The organism is Vibrio sp. 10N.286.48.C11 (assembly GCF_041469805.1).
GTDB lineage: Bacteria > Pseudomonadota > Gammaproteobacteria > Enterobacterales > Vibrionaceae > Vibrio > Vibrio crassostreae_C.
Map to the genome: position 1 here is coordinate 152347 of NZ_JBFRLK010000005.1, position 17180 is coordinate 169526.

Below are 17180 nucleotides of genomic sequence, written 5' to 3' on the forward strand. Positions count from 1 at the left end.
CAAAAAAGCGAATTATTAAGTATGGCAACTGATCCAAGACAACTTTTGGTAACTTGTGCGCTTCCGTACGCTAACGGCTCTATTCACCTTGGCCATATGCTTGAGCATATCCAAGCTGATATCTGGGTTCGATACCAGCGTCTACGTGGCAACACTGTAAACTTCATCTGTGCTGACGATGCTCACGGCACGCCAATTATGCTTAAAGCTCAACAGATGGGTATCACGCCAGAAGAGATGATCGCTGCTGTTAGTGAAGAGCACCAAAAAGACTTCGCTGGCTTTGATATCAGCTTTGATAACTACCACAGCACACACAGCGAAGAGAACCGTGAACTGGCTTCTCACATCTACTTAGAACTTAAAAAGAACGGCTTCATTTCTAGCCGCACTATTTCTCAGCTTTTCGATCCTGAGAAAGAGATGTTCCTACCAGACCGCTTCGTAAAAGGTACTTGCCCTAAGTGTAAGTCAGAAGACCAGTATGGTGATAACTGTGATAACTGTGGTGAGACATACAGCCCAACTGAGCTAATTAACCCTAAATCAGCGGTTTCTGGCGCAACTCCAGTAATGAAAGACTCTGAGCACTTCTTCTTCGACCTACCTCAGTTCGAAAGCATGCTTAAAGAGTGGACTCGTTCTGGCTCTCTACAGAATGAAACTGCAAACAAAATGCAGGAATGGTTTGAGTCTGGTCTGCAACAGTGGGATATCTCACGTGATGCACCTTACTTCGGCTTTGAAATCCCAGGCGAAAAAGACAAGTTCTTCTACGTATGGCTAGACGCACCTGTTGGCTACATGGCTTCTTTCAAGAACCTATGTGACAAACGTGACGATCTAAACTTCGATGAATACTGGAAGAAAGACAGCACAACTGAGCTTTACCACTTCATCGGTAAAGACATTGTTTACTTCCACAGCCTATTCTGGCCAGCAATGCTAGACGGCGCAGGTTTCCGTAAGCCAAACAACGTATTCGTACACGGCTACGTAACAGTGAACGGTGCGAAGATGTCTAAGTCGAAAGGCACATTCATCAAAGCAAGCACGTACCTAAACCACCTAGACCCTGAGTGTCTACGTTACTACTACGCTGCTAAACTAAACAGCCGCATCGATGACTTAGATCTTAACCTTGAAGACTTCACTCAACGTGTAAACGCTGACGTAGTAAACAAGATTGTTAACCTAGCTTCTCGTAACGCTGGCTTCATTACTAAGCGTTTTGAAGGCAAGCTAGCTGCTGAATTTGCAGAGCCTGAGCTATACAACGAATTCGTTGCTGCTGCTGAGCGTATCGGTGAGCTATACGAAACTCGTGAATTCAGCCGTGCTATCCGTGAAATCACTGCACTAGCGGATAAAGCTAACCAGTACATCGACGAAAAAGCACCTTGGGTTCTTGCAAAAGAAGAAGGCAAAGAAGCTGAGCTTCAACAAGTTTCTTCTGTAGGTATTAACCTATTCCGCGTACTGATGGCTTACCTGAAACCAGTGATGCCAGAGCTTGCAGCTCGCACTGAAGCTTTCCTAAACGAAGAGCTAACGTGGGAAGCGATTGCTACTCCGCTAACTGATCACGAGATCACTAAGTTCAAAGCGCTATTCAACCGTATTGATCCTAAGAAAGTGGAAGCAATGGTTGAGTCTTCTAAAGAAGATGCAGCCGCTGAAGCAGCAGCGAAAGAAAAAGCAGAAGCTGAAAAAGAGCAAGCAAGCCAAACTGAGCTAGACAAAGATCCAATCGCAGACGAGATTGAGTTCGATGCCTTTGCAGCAGTAGACATGCGTATCGCTCGTATCATCTCTTGTGAAGAAGTACCAAAAGCGAACAAACTACTGAAGTTCCAACTAGACATCGGTGGTGAAACTCGCCAAGTATTCTCTGGTATCAAATCAGCATACAAACCTGAAGAGCTAGAAGGCAAACTAACTGTAATGGTAGCAAACCTAAAACCTCGTAAGATGAAGTTTGGTATGTCTGAAGGCATGATCCTAGCAGCGGGCCCTGGCGGCAGTGACTTATGGATCCTTGAGCCACACGAAGGAGCTCAACCTGGTATGCGTGTAATGTAATTCTGACTCCAGTCAGATAACAAGCACCCATCACTAAATCCCTAATGCATTTTTGACTTGAAAGAGTGAATCAGCATTGGGGATTTTTTATATCTACCGAAAATTAGCGTTCTCTGTTAGAGTCGCCGTCAACTATGCTATGTAGAGTAGAAATAGGTTCGTCGACAAAAATAGGCGAAACCAACACCTCTTTACTCTAAAACCCTTTGTAGGAATCCCCAGTGACTAACAACGAAATCTTGCGTCGTATTCAACACGCACTAAACCTTAAAAATGCACAAATCATCAAAGCTATCGAACAAGCTGATGTGACCGTTGCTCATGACCAAGTGATTAACTGGCTAAAAGACGACAACGACAAGTCATGCTCTAAGATGAAAGATAAAGAGTTAGCGGTATTCCTAAATGGTTTCATCAACCTTAAGCGTGGCAAAAAAGAAGGCGAGCAACCTAAACCTGAAGTTGCACTAACGAACAACATGATCTTCATGAAGCTTCGTATCGCATTGAACATGAAAGCAGAAGATGTTTTGGACGTACTAGAAGTGGTTGGCATTAGCTTGAGCAAGTACGAAATCGGCGCTTACTTCCGCAAGCCAGAAAACAAAAACTACAAAGTGTGTGAAGACCAACTACTTTGCGATTTTCTAAACGGTGTGCAATTTACCAACCGTCCAGACTCAGAAGAGTTTACGGGTTAAGTTACTACTCCTAGATAAATTTTAAGTTGCTACACATAGATAAATTACTCGTCATAGGTAAGTAACTGACCCACTGATAATTTTCTAGTAACGACAGATAAATAAAAAGCGGCGAGATAATTGAATTATCTCGCCGCTTTTTCGTTTTCTTTACGTCACTGACTAAACAGGAACAACAATAGTAAACCTATGGCTTAGCTGTCGTCTTCAGTGAAGTTCGTCGGCAATGTCGTTTTCATTTCATTCCAAACTTGTGCACTTGCGATACCGTAGTTACGAATCACTAATGGCAAAGTTTCGCGCTCGCCACTTTCACAGATAATGAACAACTCTTTATAAAAGTCCATCGCTAAACGTCGTGCTTCTGGGTTAGAGAAGTAGTAGCTACCGATACGGTCATAAAGTTTACGCACACCGTTAAAGATCAGGCCGTAAATCTGGTTGCCTGAGTGGAATGCCAAACGTTGGAAAAGCATGTAATCATAGAAGTTGAAAGTCTTCGCGATTAAGATCGTCTGACGTTTCGCTTCATCTTTTTCTGAATCTTCTTTTACCGCTTGTTTGATCTTGTCAGCGTATGGCGACGATTCTAGGAACTCATCCCAAGTTGGTGCCGCAAGTAGCGCTTCACAAGATTCAATCACGTTACTGATAGTACGCTCTGAAGCTTCTTTGTTTGCTTTGAATGCATAACGCATAAAGATCGGGCTGATATTAGTACGAGCAGCAAGCAGGTCTTCTACCATTTTGCTTGCGTTATCAACGTCCAACGTCATTAGCGTATCAAGGATATGAAGACCTGAGGTTTCCATAAACTGGTTAACTTTAGTTGGTTTGCCATGTTGGATTGTCAACCAACCATCACGAGCAAGACGTTGTAGTACTTCACGAAGCGTAGTACGTGTAACACCAATCAGCTCAGAAAGCTCACGCTCTGCGGGCAAGATAGAACCTGGAGGGAAACGGCCATTCCAAATACTTTCAATGATATACTTCTCTGCAAATCCTGCCGGGCTCTTCGCCTTAATGACCATCTACACTTCAATCCAATTTAATTATTCTGTTCTAATTTACTCATCATACCACTAGTTCACACCTAGCGGAAACACCCTCAAAAATTTTACTCACCCTAAACACCGTTAGAGTTATAACTCTAAAGTTCAGCACACGTTTGCACCTCAGGTTTGTAAAGCAAGCGACTCTAAACCACCATTTAAACAAACCGTTAACACAACAATTTTTCTTTAAAATCAATGGGATTGGTCATATTTTTAAAGCTATTAATTTGCAATATTAAGTTGTAATAATCATATATAAGCCGTCGTTATTCTGTAATTTTCAATCATTTCGCTGAAATATTGATTCTAGTCGGTTTTTATCACATTTTAAGTGGTATGCTTGCGCTACTTTGATCGCGTTTCTCAACAAAAAAGAGGTATTTTTAGGGCTACAGGGCTTTTCCTGTTGACTAAATGTTATCTAAGAGTAAAGTTGCGCTCAAAAATAAGCAGTGCTTGAGTTTCTAAGGGAGTGACTTGGCAAGACCACAGAACATTACATGGAATGTAGTTTTTCTAAGTCACTGTTAGTTATAGTTTTTAACAATTTCTATAGCTCGATTCTCAAAATGTTGTATTGCTTGTCTATTCATAATCAACATAAAAGAGTATTAACATGCCGATGTCTCTCGGAAACGCTTTTATCAAGAACTTCCTTGGTAAAGCTCCTGATTGGTATAAACTTGCCATCATTTCCTTTTTAATCATCAACCCGTTTGTTTTCTTCCTAGTTGACCCATTTGTTGCGGGCTGGCTATTGGTGGTTGAGTTTATTTTCACTCTAGCTATGGCTCTCAAATGCTACCCACTTCAACCGGGTGGTCTATTAGCTATTCAAGCAGTCGCCATTGGCATGACCAAACCAGAAATGGTTTATCACGAGCTGCAAGCAAACCTTCCTGTATTACTCTTGCTCGTATTCATGGTTGCTGGCATTTACTTCATGAAAGAACTGCTTTTGTTCATTTTCACGAAGATCTTGCTTGGCATCCAATCTAAAATTTTACTCTCAGTTGCCTTCTGTGTTGCTGCCGCTTTCTTATCAGCATTCCTAGATGCACTAACAGTAATCGCCGTAGTTATTAGCGTTGCGGTCGGCTTCTACTCTATCTACCACAAGGTTGCATCAGGCAAGGGCACAACGTCTTCGCACGATCATACTCATGATGAAGAGATCTCAGAGCTAACTCGTGATGACCTAGAAAACTACCGTGCTTTCCTACGTTCACTGCTAATGCACGCTGGTGTGGGTACAGCACTGGGTGGTGTAATGACCATGGTAGGAGAACCACAAAACTTGGTAATTGCTAAGCAAGCAGGTTGGGAGTTCGGTGAATTTATCATCCGTATGCTGCCAGTAACACTACCTGTTTTCTTCTGCGGTATTTTAACTTGTGCACTTGTCGAGAAATTCAAAGTGTTTGGTTACGGTGCTCAACTACCAATGAATGTTCGCCAAATCTTAGTTGAGTTTGACAACAAAGAACGTGCAAACCGCACAAAGCAAGACGTAGCAAAACTATGGGTTCAAAGTGCAATCGCAGTTTGGCTGATTGTTGGCCTTGCGCTTCACGTCGCTGAAGTAGGTTTGATTGGCCTTTCAGTGATCATCTTGGCAACGGCATTTACTGGCGTTATCGAAGAGCACTCAATGGGTAAAGCCTTTGAAGAAGCACTGCCATTTACCGCACTTCTTGCCGTCTTTTTCGCGGTTGTTGCTGTAATCATCGACCAAGCTCTATTTAAGCCAGTAATCGATGCTGTACTTCACGTTGAAGATAAAGGCGCACAGCTCGCACTCTTCTATGTTGCCAACGGTATCTTGTCGATGGTTTCAGATAACGTATTCGTAGGTACGGTTTACATCAACGAAGTGAAAACTGCACTGGTTGAAGGCATTATCACTCGTGACCAGTTTGACCTACTTGCTGTTGCTATCAACACTGGTACTAACCTACCTTCTGTTGCTACACCAAATGGCCAAGCTGCATTCCTATTCCTATTAACATCAGCACTTGCTCCGTTAATTCGATTGTCTTACGGTCGCATGGTTATCATGGCGCTGCCATACACCATCGTATTGGCACTGGTTGGCCTAGCAGGCATTGTGTTCATCGTAGAGCCAATGACAGCATGGTTCTACGATGCTGGTTGGATCATTCAACGCACTGGCGAAGTCGTCGCTCCAGTTATCTCTGGTGGTCACTAAGCTAAACATTGTGTCGCAAACCACAATAACTATAACTAACTAATCAAAAATATTAGTTGATTAGGAAACTTATCCAAGATAAAAAGCTCTGAGTAATCAGGGCTTTTTTATTTTATAGACAGGATTCAATTCGTGAACTTTTTAGCAATGATCAAAGACTTCTCTAAGGGACGTTTATCTTGGCTTTTACTGCTGGCTTTTATTGTCTTTTTTGAAGCGTGCGCTCTCTTCTTCCAACACGTGATGATGCTTGGTCCTTGCGTGATGTGTATCTATGAGCGCGTTGCTATGCTCGCTATCGGTGTTGCCGCCATGATTGGTGCGATTGCCCCGAATAACCCAATATCACGCTGGTTAGGCCTTGCTAGCTGGGGATTTGGCGCATACAAAGGTTTGATGCTTGCTTTAGAGCACGTCGATTACCAGTTCAATCCGTCCCCTTTCGCAACCTGCGACTTATTCGTAACCTTCCCTAGCTGGGCGCCTTTAAACCAATGGGCTCCGTGGATGTTTGAGGCTTACGGCGATTGCAGCAAGGTTGTGTGGCAGTTCTTCGATCTTTCTATGCCTCAGTGGCTAGTAATTATCTTTGCAGGTAACTTGGTTGCTTTCGGTATTGTGGTTATTTCTCAATTTGTGAAGTCGAAAAAGGACTTGCAGTAAGCCGTTGACACTTGGACAACAAAAAAGTCGACCACGAGGTCGACTTTTTTATTACTTAAGCTTTTGAACATATTAAGAGAGTCTGTTATTCACACAAACTAAGTTGCTCAACAAGCCGTGATTAGCTGCTTTTACCGCAGCATTGTTTAAACTTCTTGCCGCTTTCACAAGGGCAAAGGTCGTTTCGACCAATGTCTTTAAACGGGTTCACGCTCTGGGACTTATTGCCCAACATAGCTTCATCCGCTGCCATTGCCACTTCTGAGATCATCAGATCGACTTGACCCACTAAATCGGCAAGCGATGGTGGGTTAGTAAGCCCTGCAGCGATCATTTGTTGTTGAGTTTGCTCTTCATCAATCGCAAGCATCAAGGTGGTTAAGAGCGCTTGCAACATGCGCAGAGTACCATCCGCGACTGTCACGCTCTGCCACTGCTCTTCCACTGTTGGCCAAACCATCATGAAGCCTTCAGAAAAATCAGCGAACTGTTCGTTAAAGTCACCTTCAGCCAGTACGTCTGTTAATAGGTATTCATTACGCTGAATCAGGTTGTGCTGGCGATTAATCTGTTCTGTTACCGTTGTTACCAGCTCTTTACCCGCTTCAGGCGCAACGATAACCAGCCACTCTTCTGGATCGAGTGGTTTGGTCGCTAAGTTAGAGGCAAGGATTGCACCTTCCATAAACTGCGGAGTAATGTCAGTGATTGATTCTGGTAGGCTTAATAATTGATATGTCATGAAAGCTCTGGATATTGGGCATTTTCGATATTATAACGCCATCCTCCCAAAGATGTCGCTATTAAGAGACGAAACCATCATTAAGACATGCACCACACTCATAGTGACAATTCTGTAAGCACACCGTACAATCACGCCTCGAATTTTTCGGTTCATTCAGTTTTGGTAAAGCAACATGCGCGTAATACTTGGCCCTATGGAGGGCGTTCTAGACCACCTAATGCGTGAAATTCTCACAGAGATTAATGATTACGATCTCTGTGTGACAGAGTTTGTGCGCGTCGTAGATCAACTTCTTCCCCCGCATGTGTTCCACCGTATTTGCCCTGAGCTACATCAAGGCTCTCAGACCATGGCTGGTGTGCCAATCCATCTCCAACTTCTAGGGCAACACCCAAATTGGATGGCCGAGAATGCTTTTCAAGCTGCTAGCTTAGGCGCGAAAGGGATCGATCTTAATTTTGGTTGCCCAGCAAAAGCGGTCAACAAAAGTAATGGTGGCGCTTCATTGCTAAAAGAGCCAGAGCTCATCTATCAAGTGGTGAACGCCTGTCGAGAAGCGGTACCGGCACACATTCCTGTGTCCGCAAAGATTCGATTAGGTTGGGAGCATCCGGAAGAGTGCTTTGAAATCGTCGATGCCATCGAACAAGCCAAAGCTGACGAACTCACCGTGCATGCAAGAACCAAAGTTGGCGGCTATAAAGCCAGCGAAATCAAATGGGACTTCATCAATCAAATAAGAGAAAAAACATCTCTGCCGTTGATTGCTAATGGGGAGATCTGGAACTATCAAGATGGTCAAGATTGCATAGAAGCAACAGGCGTCGATTCATTAATGGTCTGCCGTGGTGCTTTCAATATTCCAAACCTTGGTAACGTCGTTAAGCACAACCACCAGAAAATGCCGTGGGATAAAGTCATTGAACTTTTGCTGCGCTATTCAGAGTTTCAAATTAAAGGGGACAAAGGCATGTACTACCCCAATAGAGTGAAGCAGTGGTTTGTTTATCTAAGTAAAGGCTACCCTGAAGCGAACGAACTGTTTAAAGAAATTCGTACTTTCAAAAAGGCGCCACCGATTGTAGAACGCCTTCAGCGTTATCAAGAAGAACGCCGCCAACCTGTTTAAGATTATGTTTAGGGTTAAATACCCAACGCTACAAACGTGTTTACCGGTGCAAATAAGCTTTGCTTGGTAGACACGTTCGCTCTTCCCTCTTTCATTTTCATTTTCATTTTCATACAAAGCATCGATTCAATAACGTGGTTAAAATTCAAGACGGTCTTTACCCGTCGTCTTAGCCACGTACAGCTTTTCATCGGCGTACTTAAATATCTCATCGAAGTTAAGTTTACTTTGCTCAGTTTCAACAATGCAGACACCGCCAGACACCGTAAATCCATTTGGAATAATGTCGGCTGAAGTGGAACAAATCGCATTCTTCACTCGCTCTAATGTTCTCATCAAAGTTTCACGATCTTCGCCTTTCATATAAACGACAAACTCTTCACCGCCAAACCGTGCTGCAACGTCACTGCTTCGAATACTGTTGCTGATCTGACGCGACATATAACGAATCACATCATCCCCCTTATCGTGGCCGTAGGTGTCGTTAATTGACTTAAAATCATCAATATCGAAGACGGTTAATGCAAACAGTTGATCGTGCTCTACACTGCGCCAGAACGCTTCTAAGCCACGACGATTCAATAACCCTGTCATAGGGTCTTTGGCTGCGAGATCTTTGAAGTAACCACGTTCAATATTGGAATTGACGTAGAAGAAGATGGTTACTGAGAACAGATACACAATGATGGCAACAATAAGGCTGTCTTTCTCGTAGACGAAAAAGTGCTCAACCTCTTTCGCGATGTCTAATTTGTAATACATCGCATGGTGAGACGAGACACCATCCAGTTTGATCTCGTGATAAAACGCCGCAGAATCTACCGGAGTCGCTAAAGTGGTATCAATGATATCGATCCGACCTGCAAGATGCTCATTCGAGTTTGCGAGCAGCTTGTCAGCATTAATATCCACCGACAGCATCCCTTGGTGAACGCCTTTATGGAATACAGGGATCGTCATACTGATTATACGGTCAAGGGAATCAAAACGATAACCAGGGCCTGAAAGGGTGAGTTGGTCAGGGTTGTTGGCTGTTTTCTGCCAATAAGGACGACTCTTTATGGTCGAGAGTAACTCTTTGCTCAGCCCTTTGGCAAAACCTTCAGGTGAAGAGATCACATAGCCGCTCGTATCAATAAAGTGCACGCCGGCATGGTATTCATCAAGCTGGGATAAAAATGAAAGAATAGGAGCTAACGCTATTTTTTCTGACGCGCTCTTATAACTATCACTGCTTTCAGAACAAAGAGACTCTTGACCAATTAGCATATAGTCGATATCGACAGAGGGAATGTCTGAGGTTTTACCGTCGGCAAGTAGCAATACATCAATAGGCCAGATTTGGCAAAGACCATCCACAACATGTTTGTTGTGATCAAGAAAGAGAGGGTTTCCTGATTTATAATAGTTGGAGAAGCTGTAGTCTAGGGCTGTCGCCACTTTTGTGGTTCTTTTGAACACATCTTCAATACGATGAAACTCACTACTGATATCTTTTTCTACCGCGTCAAAATGATTCTTTCCTATTAGGCCAAGTAACATCGCGGCGATCACAGCGGGAAACCCGAAAACAAAGGTTAGGCTAAAGTGCCTATTTACTTTCATATAATGTGCTCTTAGCGTTCAGCTATTTTCATTTTCCCCATTAATATTATTACATTAATCGGCAATTCGCTCGACGTAAAATAATGTAAATTGATATTAACGACACACCTAACGGTCAAATAACCGCTTACAAATGAATAAAATAGAGAAGCGCCAACATATAGAGCAGGTGAGTTTGTTATCTGAGCCCATTTCAATGCTGTTAATAATATGACTTATGGCCTATTAGCTCACCTAACACCAAACTCAATTCACCGGCTAATGACCGCACGCTCAATCACAGATTGAGGCACTGTCACGCCAAGCTCACGAGCAGCATCTAGGTTGACCACCAGCTGAGAGCTCTGCGCAGTTTTGACACTCAACTTCCCGGGCTTCTGTCCTTCCAAAATGGCTGCGACATAATCCGCGGTCTGAACCCCAACATCATAATAATCTAGACCTAAACCAGCAATCGCTCCCTTTCCGACATAAGATGTGGCGCCTGCGACGACTGGCGTATCTGCATGGTTAGCCGCTTTGATAAGACCCTCCATGCCGCTTGCAACCGTATTATCGGTCAAGGCATAGATAACATCGGACTTCTTAGCAATGGATTCTGCCTTTGCTTCGACATCGTCAACAGTCAGCGCTTTTTCGGTGTGAAGTGTATAACCGAAATCTCGAGTTGCCTTTCTCAATAACCCAACTAACGCAACGGCATTTGCTTCTGCTGGGTTGTAAACTACACCGATTGAATTAGCTTCAGGGAGCAGTTCTTTGATTAATGACACATGCTGAGTGATCGGAGATAAGTCAGAAAGCCCCGTGACATTACGCCCCGGCTTTTCTAATTGTTTAACGAGCCTAGCGCCGATAGGATCCGTAACCGCGGTAAACACGATAGGAATCGAGCGAGTCGCCGACACTAAGGCTTGTGAAGTCGGTGTCGCGATACCAACAAGTACATGTGGATTTTCACTGACGAGCTCTCTGGCAATCTTGGCTGCCTGAGCCGGGTTACCATTCGCCATTTCATAGGAGAATTCTAAGTTCTTACCGGGTTCATAACCATTGGCTCTCAATCCTTCAAGAAGCCCTAAACGTGTCGCATTCAGATCTGGATGGTCAACAACTTGTGAAACCGACACTTTGGCAACGTTTGCCATTGCATTGCCAGTCCATAGCAACATCAAGCAACTTAAAACCGCTGCCAATACCTTTCTTACAGAACTCATTATCGCTCCCTGAATCAAGCTCTACCCGTCATTACTCGCTCAAAGAGAACAACATCAAAATCACTATTGACATTATTACCAGTAACCATTGATAACTTGAAGTGATATTTAACAAAAATACAACAAGGCTCGAGTTATGTGAGAAAGGTTATATTGACTTCGGAGGAAGGTAAGAAACCAAGTGAATAAGGACAGGTAAGCTAAACGGAAAGTAAGCGAGGTAACAAAAAGAGGAGCAAATCTGAGAACAAGCTATAGAAGATGAATAGTTGTTCTCAGACAAGAGGGAGAGCTGGGATTCTTTAGAACCAACGCTCCATTGAGGATTTATCTAACTGACGAAAGGCACGATTTAAAATGATTGCCAATTCTTTATAGCGAGGGCGCGGCTTCATAGGCTCTAACGCAAAACCCGTTTCAGTGATCTTTTCATGCAGTTCGCGGTACCACGATACTAGCGCCGGCGGAAGTTGTGTATTTGAGCGATTGCCCAACCACCACATACCTTGTAGCGGCAAGCTGATCGCAAACAAAGCCATAACCACAGCCTGTGGCATCGCTTGGTAATTATTAAAGACCATTTGTGTAAGAACACTGATAGCGGCAATCGCAGGCATCACTTTCACGCCAAAACGGGTCGCTTTAATAATGCGTTGTTCTGGGAAGATCGCGTTTAACTCTTTTCGGACGGGCCAGAGATCCATGTACTTTTGGCCATCTTTTAAACTACTAGCTAAACCAACTCTATTGCTCATATGAGTCTCCCATTAAAAAAAAGTTGAAATCATCAACTAAAAACACAAAAATTTGACGAAAAATAATATTCTTTCAAATTTTTTTGTTATATTTGCACAATATCGCTATTATTTGCAGACCTCAATCTCATTGTTGCCCTTATTTACAATTTAAGCAACTTTGAGAAGACTTCTGCAAGGAATGCACAAGCCTCTTTTTGATAAAGAGCGCTTTCACTTTATACGGAAATTAACGTTTTTTTGACCAAGGTTAGTACGCAAGCCTATGTGCTTCGACTATTCTTGAGATTAATTTTCATCCTTAACTGATTTCGATCAGAAAAATAAACAGGTAGTCATTAATGTCTAAGCTAGTTTTAGTTTTAAACTGTGGTAGTTCTTCTCTTAAATTCGCTGTTGTTGATGCAGAAACAGGTGCAGAGCACCTAACTGGTCTTGCTGAGTGTCTAGGTCTTCCAGAAGCTCGTATGAAGTGGAAACTTGATGGCAAGCATGAAGCACAACTAGGCGCGGGCGCAGCTCACGTAGAAGCACTATCTTTCATGGTAGAAACTATTCTTGCTTCTAAGCCTGAGCTTAAAGCTAACCTTGGCGCTATCGGTCACCGTATCGTACACGGTGGCGAGCAGTTCACTTCTTCTGCACTTATCACTGATGAAGTGCTTAAGGGTATTCAAGACGCTGCGACTTTCGCACCTCTTCACAACCCAGCTCATCTTATCGGTATTGAAGCGGCTCAACAAAACTTCCCAGGCCTTAAAAACGTTGCTGTTTTTGACACTGCATTCCACCAAACAATGCCTTCTGAGTCTTACCTATACGCTCTGCCGTACAACCTGTACAAAGAGCACGGCATCCGTCGTTACGGCATGCACGGTACTTCTCACCTATTCATCACTCGTGAAGTTGCAGGCCTACTAAACAAGCCAGTTGAAGAAGTTAACATCATCAACTGTCACCTAGGTAACGGTGCTTCTGTATGTGCAATCAAGAACGGTCAATCTGTAGACACTTCTATGGGTCTTACTCCTCTTGAAGGTCTTGTAATGGGTACTCGTTGTGGTGACCTAGATCCTGCGATTATCTTCCACCTACACGATGCTCTTGGTTACTCTGTTGAAGAAATCAACAACATGCTGACTAAAGAGTCTGGTCTTGCTGGTCTAACTGAAGTGACTTCTGACTGTCGTTTCGTTGAAGACAACTACGGTGAGAAAGAAGAAGCAACTCGTGCAATGGACGTGTTCTGTCACCGTCTAGCTAAGTACGTTGCTGGTTACACTGCAACTCTAGAAGGTCGTCTAGACGCAATCACTTTCACTGGCGGTATCGGCGAGAACTCTGGCCCAATCCGTGAAATGGTTCTTAACCGCCTAGGCATCTTCGGCATCGAAGTTGACGGTGAAGCTAACCTTAAAGCTCGTTTCGGCGGCGAAGGTACTATCACTACAGCTAACAGCCGTATCCCTGCAATGGTTATCTCTACTAACGAAGAGCTAGTAATTGCTGAAGACACTGCGAAACTAGCAGGTCTTTAATTGATTTTCCTGACTAGCTTCACTCGAAGCTAGTCAGTTTTTCATATCAAGAAAATGGGGCTCAACTTCTATTCCTACCCCAATTTTAATATCGGTGGGAATAGCAGTTGAGCTTTTTTTATTTCCAATAGTTAAAGGTGTTCGTCAATGTCCCGTACTATTATGCTTATCCCTACAAGCGCTGGTGTTGGTCTTACTAGTGTTAGCATGGGTGTTCTTCGCGCTATGGAGCGTAAAGGCGTAAGTGTTTCTTTCTACAAGCCAATCGCTCAGCCTCGTAGCGGTGGTAACCAACCAGATCTAACGTCTACTATCATCAGCGCAAACAGCGACATTAAGATTGGTGAGCCAATCGCAATGACTAAAGCTGAAGCTTTGATCGGTAGTGAAAAAATGGACGAGCTTCTTGAGTCAGTTGTTGAGCAATACAACAAGATCAACAAAGACGCAGAAGTAACGCTAATCGAAGGTCTAGTACCTACTCGTAAGCACCCATTTGCTAACCAAGTGAACGCGGAAATCGCAAAAACACTTGGCGCGGAGATCGTATTCGTTGCGACTCCTGGTACTGACAACCCTACGCAGCTTAAAGAGCGTATAGAAGTAGCATGTTCTAACTTCGGCGGTACTAAGAACAAAAACATCAAAGGCGTAATCATCAACAAGCTTAACGCTCCTGTTGATGAGGCTGGCCGTACTCGCCCTGACCTATCTGAAATCTTTGATGATGCAGACAGCGCTCAGCAAGCGAACCTTGAAGTAATGCAAATCTTCAACTCTAGCCCTATCCGTGTTCTTGGCTGCGTGCCATGGAGCATCGATCTAATCGCAACTCGTGCGGTTGATATGGCTAAGCACCTTAACGCTGAAATCGTTAACGAAGGTGAAATCTCAACTCGTCGTATTAAGAGCATCACTTTCTGTGCACGTTCTCTACCGCACATGATTGAGCACTTCAAACCAGGCTCACTGCTAGTAACTTCTGCAGACCGTCCTGACGTTATCGTTGCTGCGGCTCTTGCTGCGAAAAACGGTGTTGAGATTGGCGCAATCCTGCTTACTGGCGGTTACGACATTCCAGAAAGCATTGCTAACCTTTGTGCACCAGCATTCGCTTCAGGTCTACCGATCTTCAAGGCTCAAGGTAACACTTGGCAGACATCTCTAAACCTACAGAGCTTCAACCTAGAAGTTCCTGCAGACGATAAAGAGCGTATCGAGTTCGTTAACGATCACGTTGCAAGCCACATTGATGGCCCTTGGATTGATTCTCTATCTGAAGGTACTCAAGGCATCCGTCGTCTAAGCCCACCAGCATTCCGTTACCAGCTAACTGAATTTGCTCGTAAAGCGGCTAAGCGCATCGTTCTTCCTGAAGGTGATGAGCCACGTACAGTTAAAGCTGCGGCTATCTGTGCTGAGCGCGGTATCGCAACGTGTGTACTTCTAGGTAACCCTGAAGAAATCCGTCGCGTTGCAGCGCAGCAAGGTGTTGAGCTTGGCGCTGGCGTTGAGATCATCGATTCTGCATCAGTTCGCGAAAACTACGTAGCTCGTCTAGTAGAACTTCGTGGCGCTAAAGGTATGACTGAAGTTGTTGCTCGTGAGAAGCTAGAAGATTCAGTATTCCTAGGTACTATGATGCTTGAAGCTGGCGAAGTTGACGGCCTAGTTTCTGGTGCTGTTCACACAACGGCGAACACTATCGTTCCTCCGTTCCAGATCATCAAGACTGCTCCTGATGCTTCTATCGTATCTTCGATCTTCTTCATGCTTCTGCCTGATCAAGTTCTTGTATACGGTGACTGTGCGATCAACCCAGATCCAACAGCTGAACAGCTTGCTGAAATCGCTATCCAATCTGCAGATTCTGCTGCGGCATTCGGTATCGACCCACGCGTTGCTATGATCTCTTACTCTACTGGTGAATCTGGTAAGGGTGCAGACGTAGATAAAGTACGTGAAGCGACGAAGCTTGCTCAAGAGAAACGTCCAGATCTAGTGATCGACGGTCCTCTACAATACGATGCTGCTATCATGGAAAACGTTGCTGCTTCTAAAGCACCGAACTCTCCAGTAGCTGGTAAAGCGACAGTATTCGTATTCCCAGACTTAAACACGGGTAACACGACTTACAAAGCTGTACAGCGTTCAGCAGATCTAGTATCTATCGGTCCAATGCTTCAAGGTATGCGCAAGCCAGTAAATGACTTGTCTCGTGGCGCTCTAGTAGACGATATCGTTTACACAGTAGCTCTAACGGCTATCCAAGCAGACCAAGCTGCACAAGCTGAAGAAAAAGTAATTAACTAATTTTTCTTTTGTAAAAAGCAAAAACCCTAGATGTTTATCTAGGGTTTTTTTATGTCTGGAGTAAAGGAACTACTTGGTAAGCCTAGCCTCGACCATGTGGTGATTCTAAGTCTAGCTCTGGTCCTTTGGGTACAACTTGAGTCGGATTGATACCAGTGTGGCTGTAGTAGTAGTGACGCTTGATATGATAGAAATCGGTCGTCTCTTTAATACCCTTTATTTGGTACAACTCTTTTAAGTAACCTTGAATATGTGGGTAGTCAGCAATTCGCTGCTTATTACACTTAAAGTGCCCAACATAAACCGCGTCAAATCGAACCAGAGTAGTGAACAAGCGCCAATCCGCTTCTGTAATCTCGTTACCCGCTAAATAGCGATGTTCGCTAAGGTGAGCGTCTACTTTGTCTAGGGCTTCAAACAAGGCGTCATAAGCTTCTTCGTAGGCTTCTTGTGTTGTCGCAAAGCCAGTACGATAAACACCGTTGTTGATGTTTGGGTAGATATAATCATTCCACTCATCAATCTTCTTGGACAACTCCCACGGGTAGTAATCATCGGTGTTACCCGTTAGCTCATTAAACTCTGAGTTAAACATGCGAATGATTTCAGACGACTCGTTACTCACAATGGTGTTGGTTTTCTTATCCCACAACACAGGCACCGTTACTCGACCTGAATAGTCCGGTTTGGCTTGAGTGTAGATTTGGTGCATTCGGGTATGACCAAACAGAGGTTCAGGTAACCCCATTTGCCAACCTTCACTCATCATGTCTGGGCAAACGACTGTCACGTCAATGTGATCGGTTAGGTCTTTCAGCTCGCGGAAGATAAGGGTTCTGTGCGCCCAAGGGCAAGCTAACGATACGTATAGATGGTAACGGCCGCTTTCCGGCTCAAACTGCGCGCCCGGTTTATTCTCCACCCAGTGACGAAAGCCCGCATCTTCACGAACGAACTTACCACCGCTTTCTTTGGTGTCGTACCACACATCGTGCCAAACACCTTCAACTAACTTACCCATATCCAAACCTCTGTCATCCAAGCTTTTCTCTAGTATAAAAAAAGCCAACTTTTTCAAAACTAGAAGAAGTTGGCTTAGTTGTTCGAATTATTTGATGAAGCTTATTTAATATGGATCTTTAGATAATCGAGTAGGAGGAGGCCT

13 protein-coding genes are annotated in these 17180 nt (G+C 44.0%); 7 read left to right on the forward strand and 6 right to left on the reverse strand.

Translation table 11 applies throughout. The features are described from left to right. The first annotated feature begins 21 nt into the window (after nt 1–21). Together metG and AB4209_RS02085 are read left to right on the forward strand one after the other, a co-directional pair. Complete coding sequence (metG, locus tag AB4209_RS02080) at nt 22–2082, forward strand: methionine--tRNA ligase (RefSeq protein WP_372054652.1); 2061 nt, start codon at nt 22–24, stop codon at nt 2080–2082. Between the two features lie 221 nt (nt 2083–2303). Next, nucleotides 2304–2783: a DUF1456 family protein gene (locus AB4209_RS02085; protein WP_016783812.1), complete on the forward strand. Its 480-nt coding sequence runs from the start codon at nt 2304–2306 to the stop codon at nt 2781–2783. A 194-nt stretch (nt 2784–2977) separates the two neighbouring features. Here AB4209_RS02085 and fadR read toward each other — a convergent pair whose 3' ends face one another. Further along, complete coding sequence (gene fadR / locus AB4209_RS02090; RefSeq protein ID WP_017062161.1) at nt 2978–3817, reverse strand: fatty acid metabolism transcriptional regulator FadR; 840 nt, start codon at nt 3815–3817, stop codon at nt 2978–2980. Between the two features lie 640 nt (nt 3818–4457). Between fadR and nhaB the strand changes: the two genes are divergently transcribed. Together nhaB and dsbB are read left to right on the forward strand one after the other, a co-directional pair. After that, entirely contained in the window at nt 4458–6050 is a 1593-nt protein-coding gene (gene nhaB / locus AB4209_RS02095) for a Na(+)/H(+) antiporter NhaB (RefSeq protein WP_102332510.1), read from the forward strand. A gap of 147 nt (nt 6051–6197) precedes the next feature. Continuing rightward, nucleotides 6198–6713 (forward strand): disulfide bond formation protein DsbB, encoded by a 516-nt coding sequence (dsbB, locus tag AB4209_RS02100; RefSeq protein ID WP_029235613.1) that lies wholly within the window; start codon nt 6198–6200, stop codon nt 6711–6713. A gap of 121 nt (nt 6714–6834) precedes the next feature. Here dsbB and AB4209_RS02105 read toward each other — a convergent pair whose 3' ends face one another. Then, a complete protein-coding gene (locus tag AB4209_RS02105) occupies nt 6835–7455 on the reverse strand; it encodes a YecA family protein (protein ID WP_017062164.1) in 621 nt (206 codons plus the stop codon). A gap of 175 nt (nt 7456–7630) precedes the next feature. Between AB4209_RS02105 and dusC the strand changes: the two genes are divergently transcribed. Next, complete coding sequence (gene dusC, locus AB4209_RS02110; protein WP_017069187.1) at nt 7631–8587, forward strand: tRNA dihydrouridine(16) synthase DusC; 957 nt, start codon at nt 7631–7633, stop codon at nt 8585–8587. 138 nt (nt 8588–8725) lie between these two features. Here dusC and AB4209_RS02115 read toward each other — a convergent pair whose 3' ends face one another. The 3 genes from AB4209_RS02115 to yfbV all read right to left on the reverse strand — a co-directional run bounded on the left by AB4209_RS02115 (nt 8726) and on the right by yfbV (nt 12164). Beyond that, nucleotides 8726–10192, reverse strand: a complete 1467-nt coding sequence (locus AB4209_RS02115; RefSeq protein ID WP_229647109.1) for a sensor domain-containing diguanylate cyclase — start codon at nt 10190–10192, stop codon at nt 8726–8728. 251 nt (nt 10193–10443) lie between these two features. Further along, the gene (locus AB4209_RS02120) at nt 10444–11409 is read right to left on the reverse strand and encodes an ABC transporter substrate-binding protein (RefSeq protein WP_017062167.1); all 966 of its coding nucleotides are present in this window, start codon (nt 11407–11409) and stop codon (nt 10444–10446) included. A 302-nt stretch (nt 11410–11711) separates the two neighbouring features. Beyond that, nucleotides 11712–12164, reverse strand: coding sequence for a terminus macrodomain insulation protein YfbV (gene yfbV / locus AB4209_RS02125; protein ID WP_017062168.1), 453 nt, complete (start codon nt 12162–12164; stop codon nt 11712–11714). Between the two features lie 341 nt (nt 12165–12505). Between yfbV and AB4209_RS02130 the strand changes: the two genes are divergently transcribed. Both AB4209_RS02130 and pta read left to right on the forward strand, forming a co-directional pair. After that, a complete protein-coding gene (locus AB4209_RS02130) occupies nt 12506–13702 on the forward strand; it encodes an acetate kinase (RefSeq protein ID WP_010437209.1) in 1197 nt (398 codons plus the stop codon). Nucleotides 13703–13849: 147 nt separating this feature from the next. Beyond that, complete coding sequence (gene pta, locus AB4209_RS02135; protein WP_017069189.1) at nt 13850–16015, forward strand: phosphate acetyltransferase; 2166 nt, start codon at nt 13850–13852, stop codon at nt 16013–16015. An 82-nt stretch (nt 16016–16097) separates the two neighbouring features. Here the strand turns inward: pta and AB4209_RS02140 are convergent, their stop codons facing one another. Further along, entirely contained in the window at nt 16098–17036 is a 939-nt protein-coding gene (locus AB4209_RS02140) for a glutathione S-transferase family protein (protein WP_372054655.1), read from the reverse strand. Nucleotides 17037–17180: the final 144 nt, after the last annotated feature.

Bases quoted from the DNA above. Each gene is read 5' to 3' on its own strand.
- metG (WP_372054652.1), top strand. From the start codon at position 22: ATGGCAACTGATCCAAGACAACTTTTGGTAACTTGTGCGCTTCCGTAC.
- fadR (WP_017062161.1), bottom strand. From the start codon at position 3,817: ATGGTCATTAAGGCGAAGAGCCCGGCAGGATTTGCAGAGAAGTATATC.
- nhaB (WP_102332510.1), top strand. From the start codon at position 4,458: ATGCCGATGTCTCTCGGAAACGCTTTTATCAAGAACTTCCTTGGTAAA.
- dsbB (WP_029235613.1), top strand. From the start codon at position 6,198: ATGATCAAAGACTTCTCTAAGGGACGTTTATCTTGGCTTTTACTGCTG.
- AB4209_RS02105 (WP_017062164.1), bottom strand. From the start codon at position 7,455: ATGACATATCAATTATTAAGCCTACCAGAATCAATCACTGACATTACT.
- dusC (WP_017069187.1), top strand. From the start codon at position 7,631: ATGCGCGTAATACTTGGCCCTATGGAGGGCGTTCTAGACCACCTAATG.
- AB4209_RS02115 (WP_229647109.1), bottom strand. From the start codon at position 10,192: ATGAAAGTAAATAGGCACTTTAGCCTAACCTTTGTTTTCGGGTTTCCC.
- AB4209_RS02120 (WP_017062167.1), bottom strand. From the start codon at position 11,409: ATGAGTTCTGTAAGAAAGGTATTGGCAGCGGTTTTAAGTTGCTTGATG.
- yfbV (WP_017062168.1), bottom strand. From the start codon at position 12,164: ATGAGCAATAGAGTTGGTTTAGCTAGTAGTTTAAAAGATGGCCAAAAG.
- AB4209_RS02130 (WP_010437209.1), top strand. From the start codon at position 12,506: ATGTCTAAGCTAGTTTTAGTTTTAAACTGTGGTAGTTCTTCTCTTAAA.
- pta (WP_017069189.1), top strand. From the start codon at position 13,850: ATGTCCCGTACTATTATGCTTATCCCTACAAGCGCTGGTGTTGGTCTT.
- AB4209_RS02140 (WP_372054655.1), bottom strand. From the start codon at position 17,036: ATGGGTAAGTTAGTTGAAGGTGTTTGGCACGATGTGTGGTACGACACC.